General features: G+C 69.2%; 13 protein-coding genes and 1 pseudogene. 5 read left to right on the forward strand and 9 right to left on the reverse strand.

The genetic code is table 11. The features are described 5' to 3' along the window. Nucleotides 1–278: 278 nt before the first annotated feature. On the forward strand, nucleotides 279–662 hold the full coding sequence (locus ACGFZQ_RS32655; RefSeq protein WP_393843451.1) for a transposase: 384 nt from the start codon (nucleotides 279–281) through the stop codon (nucleotides 660–662). Here ACGFZQ_RS32655 and ACGFZQ_RS32660 read toward each other — a convergent pair. From ACGFZQ_RS32660 to ACGFZQ_RS32675, 4 genes are all read right to left on the reverse strand, one after another. Beyond that, a complete protein-coding gene (locus ACGFZQ_RS32660; protein ID WP_393843347.1) occupies nucleotides 653–1,177 on the reverse strand; it encodes a DUF6884 domain-containing protein in 525 nt (174 codons plus the stop codon). The two genes, ACGFZQ_RS32655 and ACGFZQ_RS32660, sit on opposite strands and share 10 nt — an antisense overlap. Nucleotides 1,178–1,809: 632 nt before the next feature. Next, nucleotides 1,810–2,559, reverse strand: a complete 750-nt coding sequence (locus tag ACGFZQ_RS32665) for a sulfite exporter TauE/SafE family protein (protein WP_393843348.1) — start codon at nucleotides 2,557–2,559, stop codon at nucleotides 1,810–1,812. A gap of 146 nt (nucleotides 2,560–2,705) precedes the next feature. Further along, the gene (locus ACGFZQ_RS32670) at nucleotides 2,706–4,070 is read right to left on the reverse strand and encodes a rhodanese-like domain-containing protein (protein WP_393843349.1); all 1,365 of its coding nucleotides are present in this window, start codon (nucleotides 4,068–4,070) and stop codon (nucleotides 2,706–2,708) included. 261 nt (nucleotides 4,071–4,331) lie between these two features. Then, nucleotides 4,332–4,970: a rhodanese-like domain-containing protein gene (locus ACGFZQ_RS32675; RefSeq protein ID WP_393843350.1), complete on the reverse strand. Its 639-nt coding sequence runs from the start codon at nucleotides 4,968–4,970 to the stop codon at nucleotides 4,332–4,334. A 304-nt stretch (nucleotides 4,971–5,274) separates the two neighbouring features. Here ACGFZQ_RS32675 and ACGFZQ_RS32680 point away from each other — a divergent pair, with 304 nt between their 5' ends. Then, on the forward strand, nucleotides 5,275–6,327 hold the full coding sequence (locus ACGFZQ_RS32680; RefSeq protein WP_393843351.1) for an NAD(P)/FAD-dependent oxidoreductase: 1,053 nt from the start codon (nucleotides 5,275–5,277) through the stop codon (nucleotides 6,325–6,327). A 25-nt stretch (nucleotides 6,328–6,352) separates the two neighbouring features. Here ACGFZQ_RS32680 and ACGFZQ_RS32685 read toward each other — a convergent pair whose 3' ends face one another. After that, complete coding sequence (locus tag ACGFZQ_RS32685; protein ID WP_393843352.1) at nucleotides 6,353–6,925, reverse strand: helix-turn-helix domain-containing protein; 573 nt, start codon at nucleotides 6,923–6,925, stop codon at nucleotides 6,353–6,355. 60 nt (nucleotides 6,926–6,985) lie between these two features. On the opposite strand from ACGFZQ_RS32685, the pseudogene ACGFZQ_RS32690 reads away from it, so the two are divergent. Then, a pseudogene (locus tag ACGFZQ_RS32690) lies at nucleotides 6,986–7,132 on the forward strand (NAD-dependent deacetylase); the annotation flags it as partial. Between the two features lie 184 nt (nucleotides 7,133–7,316). Here ACGFZQ_RS32690 and ACGFZQ_RS32695 read toward each other — a convergent pair. Further along, a complete protein-coding gene (locus ACGFZQ_RS32695; RefSeq protein ID WP_393843353.1) occupies nucleotides 7,317–8,339 on the reverse strand; it encodes a hypothetical protein in 1,023 nt (340 codons plus the stop codon). Between the two features lie 595 nt (nucleotides 8,340–8,934). Then, nucleotides 8,935–9,663: a DNA-3-methyladenine glycosylase gene (locus ACGFZQ_RS32700; RefSeq protein ID WP_351749249.1), complete on the reverse strand. Its 729-nt coding sequence runs from the start codon at nucleotides 9,661–9,663 to the stop codon at nucleotides 8,935–8,937. A gap of 250 nt (nucleotides 9,664–9,913) precedes the next feature. On the opposite strand from ACGFZQ_RS32700, the gene ACGFZQ_RS32705 reads away from it, so the two are divergent. After that, on the forward strand, nucleotides 9,914–10,261 hold the full coding sequence (locus tag ACGFZQ_RS32705; protein WP_393843354.1) for a hypothetical protein: 348 nt from the start codon (nucleotides 9,914–9,916) through the stop codon (nucleotides 10,259–10,261). A 163-nt stretch (nucleotides 10,262–10,424) separates the two neighbouring features. Here ACGFZQ_RS32705 and ACGFZQ_RS32710 read toward each other — a convergent pair whose 3' ends face one another. After that, complete coding sequence (locus tag ACGFZQ_RS32710) at nucleotides 10,425–10,697, reverse strand: hypothetical protein (RefSeq protein WP_393843355.1); 273 nt, start codon at nucleotides 10,695–10,697, stop codon at nucleotides 10,425–10,427. Between the two features lie 201 nt (nucleotides 10,698–10,898). On the opposite strand from ACGFZQ_RS32710, the gene ACGFZQ_RS32715 reads away from it, so the two are divergent. Continuing rightward, on the forward strand, nucleotides 10,899–11,303 hold the full coding sequence (locus tag ACGFZQ_RS32715; protein WP_393843356.1) for a nuclear transport factor 2 family protein: 405 nt from the start codon (nucleotides 10,899–10,901) through the stop codon (nucleotides 11,301–11,303). 72 nt (nucleotides 11,304–11,375) lie between these two features. On the opposite strand, the gene ACGFZQ_RS32720 is transcribed toward ACGFZQ_RS32715, so the two are convergent. Then, on the reverse strand, nucleotides 11,376–12,380 hold the full coding sequence (locus tag ACGFZQ_RS32720; protein WP_393843357.1) for a GlxA family transcriptional regulator: 1,005 nt from the start codon (nucleotides 12,378–12,380) through the stop codon (nucleotides 11,376–11,378). Nucleotides 12,381–12,918 lie beyond the last annotated feature (538 nt).

Raw genomic sequence — 12,918 nt, forward strand, 5'->3', positions numbered from 1 at the left:
AAAGCAGGCAGGGAGCCGACCAGCAGGAGCATCCATATGCTGCGTACTCTGTTCAAGTCCAAGATCTAGCGTTTGGGTGTTTTCGCAGGTCAGAGGCGTGATCGCCGCGCCCGGGTCAGCAAGAGGTCAGCATGGGAGCGGACGGTGTCCTGCGTGTGGTTGCTCCAGGTCGACGAGTTGCCCGCACCCGTACACGATTCGGTTCCGGGATGCTCTTGGTAAGCGGCGAGCGCCTCACGCAGATCTGCTTGGAGAAAAAGACACCGGCGCCATCCGCCATGGCACCCTTCCCCGAGAAGGTGCTGACTGGCGCTGGCGTAGGCGTCTCCGCCCCGCGGCGATTTCGACAGAGACCGGGACTCGGCCGCCGGTTACTCCGCACCACCGGCCGAGGTCTCCCGGGCCGTGGTGATCGCCGCTGGGGGAGCATCACCGAGGACGGCGGACGAGAGGTGCTGGGGGTGAGGGTCGGCGACAGCGAGACCGAGGTGTCCTGGACCCAGTTCCTGCGCTCCTCGCGTGAACGCGGCCGAGTCCAGCGACGCCTCATGGTTTTCCTCTCTCCCCGGCCGTGTCAGGAGTCCGTGCCGCGGCGTGCGGCCCGGCCGCTGCCAGGCCGGCCGGCCGAGCGGCCGCCGCACGTGGCGTCATGTCAGATGTAGTCCCGTCCTTCGCGTATTGCTGCAAGCCGGGCCATTTGCTCACCCATGCCGTGGGTTCCGGCCAACGGCGTGTGGATGTGCGGCCAGACGGAGCGCACGAGGCTGATGTGTCGTGCGCCGCCGAGGGCCACCACGGGGTCGAGGCCCACGATGTCCCGCATGGTTGCCTGCTCGAGAAGGACTCGGCCCGTTACTGCGTCGGCTGCGCCATGGGGTGTGTCGTACGGCTCGATGACGTCGTCGAGGTCGAGGAGCCCGTGGCGTGCGGAGAGGATGAGCAGCCGGTCGGGTTGCAGTGCGTCGGCCGCCTTGCGGCATGCCCGGTGGTAGGAGCCGACGTAGATGTCTGCCGCGCGTGCTGGCGAGCCCAGTTTTCGGCTGCCGCACGGGAAGGCACGCAGGTTCCAGGAATCCTGGGTGCCAAACGACAGGAACCCGCACGCGCGCCCCCGGATTGTAGGGCCCCGCGTACGGGTTGGCAGCCGCTTCCGGGACAGCAGTAGGTCACGCGTCACTGAGTCAGTCCCCGACCTCCAGGCCGTGTGCTGCGAGCCAGGCGAGGATCTCGTGCCCCGCCGACTGTGGCGCGTCACCCAGACGCTGTCCCGATGACCGCGGCATCCGTGCCGACGGCGGACATCACCGTCGACGGCACCGGCCTGCGCAGCATCAGCCTCCTGCTCCGTCTGCGCAAACAGATCCACAACGCCGAGCCGGGCGCCGTCGTCCACGTCATCGCCACGACCCGGCCGCCCCGCTCGACCTGCCCGCCTGGTGCCACATGGCCGGCCACACCTACCTCGGCCCCGCCCCCGGAACCGAACAGTCGGTGTACGCGCTACAGCTCACCGCCGGCGCCCTTCGCACGCGGTCCGACGCACCTTGGCACCCAGACGATCCGGGACACGGCCACAGCAAATAGCCTCACGAGCCCAGGCAGAAGGGCTCCCAGGGTTTCAAGATCAACCCATTGCCCCTTTGACCGTATTTCGGCCGCACACTACCGCGGTCCGAACGGCCTGTGGCGGCAAGATCCCGGTGCCGAGAAGCTCGTCACGTAGGAGGCCAACCAGAGAGGAGGGCGGGTTGGCGGCCGGGGATACCGGGCGCATGCGGGCCGTCGAAGGTGTCGCGGGCCGAGCCGCCGTCACGTCACGGCGTCGGCGAGCATGAAGGCGGCCACGGCCAGCAGGACCATTGCGAAGATGCGCTGCAGGTGGGTCGCGGGGACCTTCGCGGCTATGCGCTTGCCGTACCAGGCGCCCAGGATCGCGGTTGCGATGAACGGGCCGATCAGCGCCCAGTCGAGCGAGGCGGCGGTGCCGGAGCGAGTGGCCAGGGAGGCCAGTGAGTTGACCGTGATGACCAGCAGGCTGGTGCCGACCGCGGCGTCCATCTCGAAGGCCAGGACGGTGACCAGGGCGGGGACGGCGAGAAAGCCGCCGCCCACGCCGAGTAGTCCGGTCAGTGTGCCCAGTGCGGCGCCGGCCCCGGCTGCCTTGCCCGGCCGTACACCGCCGTCTTTGGGGCGGGCAGTGGCAGCGGGCCGGAGCATTTTGATGGCGGAGAGGGCGGCTATGGCGGCGAAGGCGACGGTGAGGACGGTTTGGGGCACGTGGGCGGCGGCGGCTCCGGCGGCAGCCGCCGGGAGAATCCCGGCGGCTGCGAACGCCGCTCCGGCCTTCCACCTCACGTGCCCGGCCCGGGCGTGCGCGTAAAGGGCGGTCAGGGATGTGGCGGTGACGATGATCAGGCTGGCGGTGGTGGCGGCGGCGGGGGTGAAGCTGAGCAGGTAGATCAGCGCGGGCACCGCCAGGACGCTGCCGCCGCCGCCGAGGGCGCCGAGCACCAGGCCGACGACGGCTCCTGCGGTCAGGGCCAGGATCAGGGCGGTCATGCTATTCGCCCACTGTGTCCGCTGTCGCCGGCCACCGGCAGCCCGGTCCCGGTGACGTGCGGGTGGCCCTGTTCGGGGCCGCGACGGCCAGGACCGTGGCATGAGAGGAACATCGTGTGCCTTCTGTGCAGGTGGAGCAAGGGGTGTCAGGGCCGGGTGATGCTCAGGCCCGTGTCGGCGGCAGCCTCGAAGCCGTCATCGATGGCGATGACCTTTCGTCCGGTCGCGTCCAGGAGGGAAGCGGCGGTCGCCGCGCGCATTCCGCCGGCGCAGTGCACCCACACCGTGCCGTCCGGCACCTCGCCGGTCCGGCCGTGCAGCTCGTGGAGCGGAATGTGCACGGAGCCCTTGATGAAGCCGTTCGCACGTTCAGAGTCGCGGCGCACATCCAGCACCACCACGTCCTCGCCGCGCTCGTGTGCGTCGGCGAGGTCGGCGAAGTTGGCGCGGGGGAAGGAGGCGAGCTGTTCTCCCTGACGGACCCAGGTGGCTGGATCCCCGGTGGCGGCGGCGGCCGGGCGGTCGATGCCGACCCGGGTCAGCTCCCGTTGCGCGTCGGCGATCTGGGCCGGGGTGTCGCCGAGCAGGGTGACCGGCTTGCCCCACGGGATCAGCCAGGCCAGGTAGGTGGCCAGCTTGCCGGTGCCCTCGAAGTTGAACGATCCGGCCACGTGGCCGTCGGCGAAGGCGACCCGGTTGCGCAGGTCCACCACCCACTCGCCCGCCTCCAGCCGCTCGGCGATCTGTGCGGCGTCGGCGGGCTCGGGCGGGGTCAGGTCGACGGGCGCGGGGCCGGCGGCGTTGGCCGGGCCCATGTGCGTGTAGTAGGCGGGCACGTTCTCCAGCCCGGCCAGGACCTGCTTGACGAAGTCGTCGACATCCAGGGTGAAAGCGTCATTGCCGGCGCGTTCCTGGCCGATCGTGCTCGCATCGCCTTCGGCCTGGGAGGAGGAGCAGAAGCTGCCGAAACCGTGCGTGGGCAGTACCGGCACCTGGTCGTCGAGTGTCGCTGCCAACCGGTGGACGGAGGCGTGCTGCGCACGGGCCAGTTGCTCGGTCAGTCGCGGGTCCACCAGGTCCGGACGTCCCACGGAGCCGATCAGCAGTGAGCCGCCTGTGAAAGCAGCCACGGCGCGTCCCTGCTCCTCCAGGACGTAGGAGGTGTGGTGCGGGGTGTGGCCCGGGGTGGCTATCGCACGCAGCACCAGGTCCTCGTCCACCTCGGACATGTCCCCGTCCGCGACAGGAGTGCGAGGGAAGGAGACCTGGGCGCCGGCCGGGACCAGGTAGCGGGCGCCGGTGAGGCGGGCCAGCTCCAGCCCGCCGGTGACGTAGTCGTTGTGCACGTGCGTCTCCGCCACGCAGACGATGCGCACCCCTCGCCGCGCGGCGAGGGCGATCACCTGATCGACGTCCCGCGGCGGATCGACCACGACCGCCGCTCTCCGCCCCCCAGCCAGATAACTACGGTTGCCCAGCCCCTCGAACTCCAGGGTGTCGACAAAAAACATGATGTGACTCCTCTCCGGGATGACGTACCCGGGTAATTCCGTCTCGGTAAACCGCCGCCACAGCTCCGGGAAATTCGCACCGGCCATTGCACAAACGATCACCGTCTGGAATGGTGGTAGCGAATTTCCCGAAGACTGCGAGCGGACGGGTACCCGGCCGGCCTCATGCCGGCGGACGTATGCGACGGTTATCTGCCGGTTCTGCTTTCGTCAGCCCTCACGCACCGCAGCTGCGACGCGATCGGCATTGTTGACCGCGCCCTATCGGCCGGGAAGGACGACCGGCAACCCGGCCGCTTCCCACGCCTCAAGGCCGCCTGCCACGCTGTAGACGGAGGACCGGCCTGCGCGGATCGCCTGCACGCCGCCCTGCGCGCTGCGGTTGCCCGTGCGGCAGACGAAGGCCAGTGGGCCGTCAGGCAGATCCGACAGCGACGCCGGCAATGTGCCGAGCGCGGCGTGGACAGCGCCGGCCGGGTGACGCGCTCCCCATTCATCGTCTTCACGGACATCGACCAGCGTGAGTTCCCCGTCCTCGGCGCGGCGACGCGCCTCGACAGGAGACAGCTCAGCGGGCATGCGAGCATCGCTGGAACTCAGGCCCTGCGCGGGCAGGACCGTCCGGATCGCCTCGTAGTTCGAGGCATGGACGACGGCTATCTGCTGTCCCATCATCGGGCAGACATTCATCGCCTCTTCCCAGTGACCGGTGGACTCCCATTCCGCCACGTTGACGAGAGAGAATTTGCTCCCCGGAACGATCGTGCGGAACATGTACGTTCGAAGGAAACCGGGCTGGGCCGCCATCACCTCCGCGGCATCCTGCCATGCGGCGAGATAAGAGGCCTCCTTCTCCTCGTCGATCTCGATCGGAATGATCACGACGTGGCGATTTTCCATCTGCTGCTTCCTCAAGTATTTCGACTACCGACATGCCGCGCGAGCCGGAGGAATTCCCAACGAATGCGGGAACATGACCGAGCCCTGGAGATACCGGCTTTCGGTGGTGAGCCAGATCCGACTGGACGCAGCCTGCACATACGTGTCATCAAGCAGCGAATCTTCTTGCTGAACCGGCAAGGTGGTCGGTGTGGTCCGATTGCCGTCGGCCGATCGAGCCACGTCGGCGGTGGGATATCGGGTCGCTCTTGCCAGGACAGCATGAACCTTTGCGGCATCCGTGGCGCCGTCGCACGCTGATGGCATGAGCGAGTTCGAGTTGATACGAGACGGTGAACAGACCTGGGACGTCGTGGTGGTCGGAGGTGGGACCGCCGGCCTGTCCGGGGCTTTGAATCTGGCCCGGGTGCGCCGGTCGGTTCTGGTGATCGATAAGGGTGAGCCCCGCAATGCTCCGGCTGCCGGCGCCCATGGTGTGCTCGGCCGCGAGGGCATCTCTCCCCTGGAGCTGCTGCGGCTCGGGCGCGAGGAGGTCGCTTCGTACGGCGGCCGTGTACTTTCGGGGCAGGTCGCGCGGATCTCCCGGGACGGCGCGGGCTTCCGGGTGGTCACCGAGGACGGGCAGCGTCTGCGGACGCGCAGAGTGCTGGTGACCACTGGTTTGGTCGATGCGCTGCCGGACGTGCCGGGGCTGGCCGAACGGTGGGGGCGGGACGTCCTGCACTGCGTGTACTGCCACGGCTGGGAAGTCCGGGACAAGGTCATCGGGGTGCTCGGCAACTTCCACCAGGCACTGATCTTCCGTCAGATGTCCAAGGACGTCACACTGTTCCTGCACACCGGAACGGAGCTGACCGACGAACAGTGGGAGCAGCTGGCCGCTCTCGGTGTCGGCGTGGTCGACGGCGAGGCAACCGGGCTCGAGGTCGACGGCCAGGACCAGCTGACGGGCGTGCGGCTGGCATCGGGAAAGGTGGTGCCGGTCCAGGAACTGGTGGTCGCCCCCCGGTTCCTCGCACGCGCCGGTTTCCTGCGCGACCTGGGCGTGACGATGCAGGAACACCCCATGGGCTTGGGGGAGCAGCTCCGGGTGGACGCCTCCGGGTTCACCGGAGTGCAGGGCGTGTGGGCAGCGGGGAACGTCAGCGATGTACTGGCCGGGGTTCCGGCCGCGGCAGCAGCCGGAACCACCGCGGCCGCCGCGATCCACATGGACCTGCTGAAGGCCGATGCGGAAGCCGCCGCCCGCGCGGCGAAGGGCGGTGGAGTCTTCAGCGGGGCGATGGAGGCCGAGGTGTCGCGGCGGGTGCTGGGCAACCGTGCGCACGGGCTGGGCCCCCTCCCCGGGGGGAACTGAGCACCGCGCCCTCACCGCAACCGGGTCAGGTGGCGCGGACCCGGAGGTGGGCCCGTTCTCCCTGGCGTCCGAGCAGGATGAGAAGTTCGACGGCCCGGTCGCCGTCGGCGCCAATCCAGTGCGGCACGTGCGTGTCGAACTCCGCGGCCTCGCCCGGATTGAGGCTCAGGCTCTGCTCGCCCAGCAGCAGCCTGAGCCGTCCGGCGAGCACATAGATCCACTCAAAACCCTCGTGGGTCTGCAGCTCCGGCTCGCTGTGGGGCGCGGGTGAAATGAGAAGCTTGTAGGCTTGGGCGCCGCCGGGATCGCTGAGCGGTACCAACGTCATGCCTCCCCGGGTCACCGGGCGCAGGTGAATGCGCGGGTCTCCCGTACGGGGCGCGCCCACGAGGTGGTCGAGGGGCACCGCGTACACCTCGGCGAGTGGCAGCAGCAGCTCCAAAGTCGGCTTGCGACTGCCGCCCTCCAGACGAGACAGCGTGCTCTCGCTGATTCCGGTCCGCTGGCGAAGCTCAGCCAGCGTGATCCCCCGCCGGCGACGCAGCTCCCGCAGACGGGGCCCGACCGCATCCAGAACGTCCTTCTTCGCGCTGTTCACACCCTGATACTGCCCGAAACGACATGGCCCCTTCCAATTCGAGTTCGAGCAGCAACTGAGCAGTCCGCGAGGGTGACGTTCGGCGAGCGGCTCGACCCGGAGGTGCTGGCGCAGGCATTGGAGATCGCCAAGGCCTGCGCGGTGTTCCTCGCGGTGGGGACCACCCTTCAGGTGCAGCCGACACCGATCGCCGCGGACCACGGCTCGGAAGACGGCCGTCCCTGAGCAGTGATCAGTCGCGGGCGAGTTGTCGATGACGGCCGGAACTCGGTCCACGCGTGCGCGGCGTGCAGGGCGAAGACGAAGCGGACTCCGATCACCCAAGCGCAGTCGGCGGCCGAGGGGCTCGAATCCGAAGAGGTGACCTGCCCCCCTGCGCTGTGTGCTCGCCTCACCGTGGGAGCTTCGCGGTGCGTTCAGGGTGGGCTGCGGTGATGTACCGCATTGCGGTTTGAGACGAGATACCGAACAGGCGCATCAGGTGGAGCGGGTCGTCGACCTCGAACGCCTCATCGCGGATCCGGTCCTGCCGCAGCGTCGGCATTGTGAGTCCGGTGGGCCGGAAGATGGCGGTGAATGTGGTGCCGATGGGCGAGTGAGTGGTGTCTACCGCGGTCCATCGGTTGATCAGCAGATGCGGGTTGGTGGTCACCGGCCAGCGGCGGTGACGTTCACGGAGCCACGCGGAGGCGCAGCGGTAGGTGAGTTCGTCCAGGTAGATGATGTGCCGTTTGCCGGGGCGCCGGACGATGAGGCGCTCACGGGACAGGTCGAGGTCGGTGAGCAGTAGGTGGCGCATGTCGGTGCCGCTGAGCGCGTGGACGCAGACCAGCACCATCACGAAGCGCTGAAAGTCGTTCCGCGCGTGGCTGAGGACGCCGGCCAGCCGGTCCGAGGGCACGGAAGGCGGGACCTTGTTGATTCCTGCGAAGACGAGGCCGCGGGTGGGATCGCGGAAGATCACGCCCTCTTGTCGAAGGGCCCGGAAAACGTTCCGCAGGACGATGTGGATCGAGCGGGCCGGCGTCCCCTTGCGGGTGGCGATGGCCCGCTTGATGTCGTCCTGGGTGATCTCGCGCAGGCTCTCGATGCCGTTCGCGAGCCATCCCTTGAGGATCGGGTCGAGCACATGCCAGTAGCGGGCGATGCTCCGGTAGGTGCGGCCGGTGTGCTCCCACTTGCCCTCTCCGCGCACGGCCTTGATCCAGACCGAGAGCTCCTGTGCGATCGTTGCGGGCAGTGCGGCGAGCTCGGCTTCCAAGCGCTTCTGCTGCGAGTCCTGGCGAAACTCGGCATCCGGGACGAGCAGTCCCCGGTTCTCCAGGAACTGCGTGACCCGACGCCCGCTGAACTTTAGGGGACGGTTATCGAGTGAAACGGGCGTCACGCACACCGCTGACCTGCTGATGAGCACCTTCTCCGCTCTCGGAAGCCCTCGGGGAACCTGCACGTCATCCACTAATGACGACGAGTTGTGGCTTGAAGTAGTCGAGATGGTCGTTTGCGGTCATGCCTGTTGTCCTGTCTGTGCGTGTGATGTGAGCAGTACTGGTCGTGTGCGCGTGTGGTGTTTCCGGGTGGTGACCCGCCTGCCGGACGGCAGAGCGGGCGGATGGCCGCGGCGGAGCAGCAGCTCAAGAAGAACGGGGCCATGCTGGGTGGCGGGCCTGAAGCGCCTGTGGCGTCCACGGGAGGGGTATGGCCTGGGCCGTTACCCAGTCCCGCGCGGCGCGCCACCTGCGCGGATCCGGTTCGGGCGTGGGACTGATCGGAGTCATCACTGATCGCCTTCTGTTCGGTCGGGTCGCCGTCGTGCCCCCAGACGCCGCCTTGGGAGGCGAGGGAGCAAGCCGACCCGGCCACGGACTTTCCTGAGGTGTTCAACTCGCAGGCCCCGGGTGTGCGTGGCCGCGGACAAGGACAGCGAAGGTGCACATCAGGTCTTCGCCGCGGGCTCCTGGCCGATCTCCGGTGCCGGCACCCGAACGGGTTTCAGGACGGCGGAGGAGTCAGCCCTGCGCCCTCACCCGTTGGCGGTTCCCCGGGTGCGCCCGATAGGGGCTGACGCTCGACTCGCCCAGCATCCAGAAGCGCCAGGGGTACGAGGCAGCAGGACCGCCCACCCCGGTCCGCGGCCCTCGGCCGACCCGCGCGGACGAGACGCCCCCGGCGGGCTCGGCGAGAAACAACTCCCCCGCCGCGTCGCATGCTGACTGCCCGTCATGACGCAGATCGGCGATGCCCAGAGCCCGGGCGAGGTTGGCCGGGCCACGCGCCAGGTCGCGCGCCCGCACCCCAGGCCCCCGTCGTTCTTGCGCCGCGTCTGCTCCCGCCACGACGGTGCCGGCCCGGAGCAGCACCGAAGCGGGACGCCGCCCTGGTCCGCAGACGGCGTTCAGGCACCGATGCACCGCGTGCGTCCGGTACACATAGAAGGTTCCCGGGGCCCCGAACTCCGCTCGATTGGTCCGGTTCGGGCCCCGGAACGCGTGCGAGGCCGGATCGTCCGGCCCCTCGTATGCCTCCACCTCGGTGATACGCACCGCCGTCACGCCGCGCTGCAAGCGCGAGACCACCAGAGCACCCAGGAGTTCGGGAGCCACTTCCAGGGCGGGCCGGTCGAAGAAGTGCTCGCGCAAGGCGGGCCGCGCTGCCGATGCCGCCTCCGGCTCACCGAACGCCCGCAACTGCTCATGATCGGCCCCGGCCGAGCCCGGGACCGCCCAGTTCTCTGTCAAGTCGCTGTCTCCTGTCGAGGTTCCGGGACGCCGGATGCGGCACCCCACCACCCCAGCGCTCTCCTCGCGTCGCCCCATGGCCCGAGAAGCTGCCACAGGACGCTCGGATACGGACCTCGGAGCCCGACACCGCCGGCACCGTCAGATGAGGACGCCCCGTGCGTGAGATCCACTGGTTCGACGAGACCGGCCCGGCATCATCGGACGCCGGTCGACGGGAGGCCGTCCCCGCCTGCTCAAGCCCGACGACGTGGGCGGCGCCGACGGGGGCCGGGATGGCCACGACGTGCGGGCCCTGGGCGACGAACCGGGTGAGGGTGACGTGCGCAGGAGTGGCGTCGATCCGGTCGGCGACTTCGCGGACCTTGGCCGCGAAGTCGAGGTCGGCCCGCCGGTCGTCCTGCTGGAAGCACGGCAGATGCACCCGCTGGTCGTTCTGCGACAGTTCGTCGAAGGAGGCGAAGCGTCGGCTTCGCCCACGCGACCTCGCTCCTCCGCGCCCTGCTCGTCCTCACGGATCTCGAAGTCGCCCGCCAGCCAGATGATCTACATGCCGGACGCTGCCCACTACCAGCCCGAGCAGCCCCACCGACCATGACGCCAGGGTCCGCGACCAGCCGAAATCAAGATGGCGCAGGCTCAAGGAGCCTGCCGTCCTGAGCCCACCGGACGGCGGTCGGCAACTTGCCGTAGGCCGTCGGCCGTGTCGTCTCGGCGTGCGCGCCACAGCCCGTACTTGGCCTGCAGCCCGTTCGACACCGTCAGGAGCCGTTTGTACGGTGGCGCAGCCAGCCCCTTGGACGTGTGGGGGCATACAGAACGCCTTCGGCGGTCTCGCTCAGCCACCCCGTGAGTGTCCGCATACCCAGCCCGATGCACTGCGGCTCGAAGGCGTGGGCGAGGAACCCGGCTCTGCGGCCGCCGATCGGCAGCAGGTGGCGGGGAGCGTCCAGGTGCAGTCCGGTGTCGTCGTACCCGGTGATCTTCACCGAGAGGATGACGGGGAATCCGTCCGTGCCCCGGTAGGCCAGCACTCGGTGCGGCAGCCGATCGATCCGGCGGGCCGGCGCGGCGACCTCGACACGCGGGCCCGTGCCGTTGTTGTCATCGAGATCAATTCGGGACCGGTAGCTCGCTCGGTTCCGTGAACGGCATCGGTAGGCGGTCCGCAAAGGCGCCCGGGCGGCGGCGGTCGGAGATATCTAGGCTGTCACCACGACGGAAGGGGCGGTGCCATGGACGCCGAGTCCCAGATCAGGGCTGCGATCGAGGAGCATTGGCGGGCTTCGGAACGAGGAGACTTGGAGGCCGAGCATGCGATCTACGCTGCGGACGCGATGCTGGACTATCCGCAGTCGGGCGAACGCTTCCGGGGCCGTGAGACGATCGCGGCGCAACGCGGCGGGCACCCGGCCGACCGGCACTTCACCATCCTGCGCATCACCGGCCACGCGGATGTATGGGTGAGCGAATGTGTCATCACCTACGACGGTGTGCCGTCGTACTCGGTGAGCGTCATGGAGTTCGCCGACCAGCAGGTCGTGCACGAGACACAGTACTTCGCCGGTCCCTTCGGCACGCCCGCGTGGCGGGCCGCGCTCGCAGAGCCCATGCCGGGGCGGACCATCGAGGAGGCCTGATTGGCCGCGTCCGGCACGGCCCGCCTGTCGGAGTTCGGCGATTGCCAGTGTCGGCCGGATACCTCAAGGGCATCAGGCGTGCTTGCCATCGCCTGTCGTGTGCGTGGTACGGAAGCGAGCCCGGTAGGCCCCCGGCGTGATCCCGAGGTTGCGCGTGAAGGCCCGGCGCAGCGACTCGGGTGACCCGAAACCGGTGCGCCGGGCCACCGTGGCCGTGGGGTCGTCGCTGCCTTCCAGCATCGCCTGGGCGGCTTCCATGCGGACCTGCTCGACGTAGCGGGCCGGGGTCGTGGTCATCTCGCCGTGGAACAGGCGTGTCATGTGGCGGGCACTCACACCCGCCCGGCGCGCCATGGCCGCGAGGGTGTGATCGGCGGACGGGTCCTCGGCGACCGCGTCCAGGACCCGGCGCAGCATCTCCTGTCTCGCGCGCGGAGTGTGGGTGCGGACACTGAACTGCGACTGGCCTCCTGGCCGCTGCATGAACACGACCATGTCCTTGGCCACAGCGCGGGCGGCATCGGCGCCGAGGTGCTCCTCGACCAGGGCGAGCGACAGATCGATGCCCGAGCTGACGCCCGCCGACGTCATGATGTGACCGTCGCGCACGAACAGGGCGTCCGCTTCCACGGTCACCCGCGGGTACCGCAGGGCGAGCTGGTCGGCGAAGCGCCAGTGCGTGGTCGCCCTGCGTCCGTCGAGCAGTCCGGCCGCGGCGAGCAGGAAGGCACCGGTGCAGATGGACGCGGTGCGACAGCTGCGCGCGTCGAGCGCCCCTATGGCGTCCAGCAGGGCGTCGTCCTTGATGAGGGAGGGCCACTCCGGGCCGCCGGGAATGACGACCACGTCGCTGGCCTCCTGCACCTGCGCGGCAGCCAGGTCGACGCGTAGTCCGGTGCTGGCTGCGGTGACCACGTCGGCGCCGTCGGGGGAGACCGTGCGCACGCGGTAACGGCCGCCGAATTCGTTGGCCGTCGCGAACACCTCGATCGGGCCGGTGACGTCGAGCAGTCGTACGCCGGGGAAGACCAGCACGGTCACCAGGAGCGGCTTCCCGCCCGACTGCGTGTCCTTCATCGTGCGCCTCCCGGACGGAATGGGGCCTGCAGCGTAAGGCACCATCATCCGCCCGGCGACGCCCCGCCCGCGCCCGTGCCGAGTGTCGTCCGCGTCCCCGCGGGATGATGCTGCGTTCCGTTGTGTGGATCGAGGCGTCGGGTTTCGGCGTCTCACCCGTTGTCAGCGGTCGCCTGCTGTCTCGTCATGCCCGCATATGCGGCCACAACACGCTCCGACAAGGACATCGGGGCATCCGGCCGACACTCGGCAGCGGGCCGCCACGGTGCTTGATGTCCTGGTGTGAGGGTGTCATGGCGCGTGCTGTTCTGCGGCGGGAGCCGTGCTTCGCCATAGCGTCAAAGGCGCCGACGGGACGACGGTCTCGGCCGCGTCCCGTGAGCTGCCGGGTGCGGTCTGGCCGGTCGGCCGGTCACCGTCGCTGATCGTGGGCGGTGACGAATCCGACGCGAGAAGAAGAGGCACTCCGCGCCGTACACCCCACGCCAGTACCAGCCGAGCGGTCCCGTCCCAGGTCGGCCCGTCCCCGAGACCGTCC

The organism is Streptomyces sp. NPDC048254, assembly GCF_043201895.1.
In the GTDB taxonomy this organism is placed as follows: domain Bacteria; phylum Actinomycetota; class Actinomycetes; order Streptomycetales; family Streptomycetaceae; genus Streptomyces.

Coding starts and splice junctions, on each gene's coding strand:
- ACGFZQ_RS32655 (WP_393843451.1), top strand. CDS start 279: ATGGCACCCTTCCCCGAGAAGGTGCTGACTGGCGCTGGCGTAGGCGTC.
- ACGFZQ_RS32665 (WP_393843348.1), bottom strand. CDS start 2,559: ATGACCGCCCTGATCCTGGCCCTGACCGCAGGAGCCGTCGTCGGCCTG.
- ACGFZQ_RS32670 (WP_393843349.1), bottom strand. CDS start 4,070: ATGTTTTTTGTCGACACCCTGGAGTTCGAGGGGCTGGGCAACCGTAGT.
- ACGFZQ_RS32675 (WP_393843350.1), bottom strand. CDS start 4,970: ATGGAAAATCGCCACGTCGTGATCATTCCGATCGAGATCGACGAGGAG.
- ACGFZQ_RS32680 (WP_393843351.1), top strand. CDS start 5,275: ATGAGCGAGTTCGAGTTGATACGAGACGGTGAACAGACCTGGGACGTC.
- ACGFZQ_RS32715 (WP_393843356.1), top strand. CDS start 10,899: ATGGACGCCGAGTCCCAGATCAGGGCTGCGATCGAGGAGCATTGGCGG.
- ACGFZQ_RS32720 (WP_393843357.1), bottom strand. CDS start 12,380: ATGAAGGACACGCAGTCGGGCGGGAAGCCGCTCCTGGTGACCGTGCTG.